This window comes from Candidatus Binatia bacterium, assembly GCA_036382395.1.
Classification (GTDB): Bacteria; Desulfobacterota; Binatia; order HRBIN30; family HRBIN30; genus JAGDMS01.
Genome location: DASVHW010000091.1, coordinates 1 through 1,892, shown reverse-complemented (window position 1 = coordinate 1,892; position 1,892 = coordinate 1). Strand labels below are relative to the sequence as shown.

Annotated in this window: 3 protein-coding genes; all 3 read right to left on the bottom strand. The window is 64.1% G+C overall.

Translation table 11 applies throughout. The features are described 5' to 3' along the window. Positions 1-185: hydrolase (locus VF515_04505; protein HEX7406896.1), on the bottom strand; the 185-nt coding region annotated here is incomplete at its 3' end. Positions 186-193: 8 nt separating this feature from the next. Then, a complete protein-coding gene (locus VF515_04500; protein ID HEX7406895.1) occupies positions 194-1,042 on the bottom strand; it encodes a universal stress protein in 849 nt (282 codons plus the stop codon). Further along, positions 1,039-1,892: glycosyl hydrolase family 65 protein (locus tag VF515_04495; GenBank protein ID HEX7406894.1), on the bottom strand; the 854-nt coding region annotated here is incomplete at its 5' end. The genes VF515_04500 and VF515_04495, both read right to left, overlap by 4 nt.

The following is a 1,892-nucleotide window of genomic DNA, read 5'->3' as shown; positions in this document are numbered from 1 at the left end:
TAGCGGCGATAATCGATCTCGGGATCGAAGGGGAGGAACGGCGTCGCGCTCTGCGCTGCTCGCTGGGCGAGGAATTGGTCAAACAGCTGTTTCCAAGCACGGGCGTGGATGGAAGCCGTGCGCGTGATCACCCCGTCCAAGTCGAGGACGAAGGCGCCGAAACGTCCGACATCGATGATGACCATAGCGGAGGTTACCTGCCGTCGTCGCGATCGAGGCGGAATACAATCACTGGACAGATAGATTCACGGATCACATGCCGCATCGTGTGCGCGCGGTCATACTCGAGTACACCGCGCCAGCCGAGAACGATGAGATCACTATCGTTCCGTCGCGCGAAATCGACGATAGCCGAGCCAGCCTCGCCCTGAGCGAGCACGAGACGGATGTCGACCCCGTCGGTTGCGCGCCCGACAGCGCGCAGCCGATCGAGGAACTCCTCCGCCCATGCGGGCCACTCGTGCTGGGGCTGGTCGACATAGCGGGGGGAGACCAGTGTCCCAGGCTCAGTGGGCCGCTCGGCACCGGCCGTAGCGACGTGAAGCACCACGAGTTTGGCTGCGGCCTTTGATGCGAGGTCGGTGGCAGGGCCAATTGTTGCGGCGCTGGTCGGTGTCCCGTCATGAGGCAATAGCAGTTGGCGCAGAGCCCAATCTCTGCGGCCGCGGGTTGGAGGTACGAGAACGACCGGGCATCGCGCTGCGCGAAGAACGGCCTCGGCCACACTGCCAAATGTTCGCGGTCTGGCATCCATCCGTGTCCGTGGGCACATGACGATCAGGGCTGCGTGTCGCTCGGTGGCTTCTTGCACGATACGGGCCGCGGCCGCACCCGTACGCTGATCTACAACCAGCCCACGCAGGTCTTGGGATGAGAGCTTCATGCGGTCGGCCAGCGCGGCGGATTCCAAGGTCTCCTCGGAAACATGGAGAACCGCGAGGGTGGCATGAAACAATTCGGCAAGCCCACGCGCCACGGGCACCGCCGCCGTCGCGCGGACGGAGCCGTCGAGGGGGACCAGCACTGTCTGCGCAGAAGTCATTGGCCCACCTCTTCCCAACTACCCCATCCTGAGTGGTCGCCACGCAGGACATAGCGCCGGCCGGGACGGGCGAGGCATACGGGGCCCTCGGGGACCGAGAGACAGAGCTCGCCACCGCTCTCGACATTGACCTCGATACACCTGCGGTCAGCTTCCAGGCGCAAACGCAGCAAGCGTCCCCGCCATTGCACCGGAAATGCCATTTCGGTCCAGCCCGGGAGCAGATGTGGGTCGAGCGCAATGCCGTCCTCACGTGCGCGTAAGCCGGCCGCGCCGAATACCGCAGCCTGCCAGAGGCCACCTAGGGCGCCCATATGAACGCCGCCGGCGGCGTTACCCATGTTGTTGGCCAAGTCGATCTCGGCAGCTTGGCGGAAATAAGCTTGCGCAAGAGCCCCATCGCCGAGCCGGGCGGCGACGAGGGCGTAAAGCGCAGGGCTCAGCGAACTGCCATGGGCGGTGCGGGGTTCGTAATACCGGAAGTTCGCCTCGTGCACCGCGACAGGCCATTGATCCCACAGCACTGCGCTGAGCGCGACCACATCTGCCTGCTTGATCGCCTTCGAGCGACGCACGCGCTCCGGTCCGAGATAGGCGTCAATCGGCATGGCCGAAGCTCGCTGGCGCACTACATCGACCTCATCGAGTTGGAAATAGCCAGCGAATTGCTCGAAGAGCTTGGTTGCAGAATCGAAACCCGTCGCCAGCTGCCCAGCCAGCGCACGCCACGTCGCGGGTTCCTTCTCGGCAAGGTCAAGGTTTGTGCATAGCCGCTGCCAGTCGGCGACTTGCTCGCGCTGCAGGATCTCAATGGTATCCGCAGCACGTTCAAGGTTGAAAATCGCCATCG

Coding starts and splice junctions, on each gene's coding strand:
- VF515_04500 (HEX7406895.1), bottom strand. CDS start 1,042: ATGACTTCTGCGCAGACAGTGCTGGTCCCCCTCGACGGCTCCGTCCGC.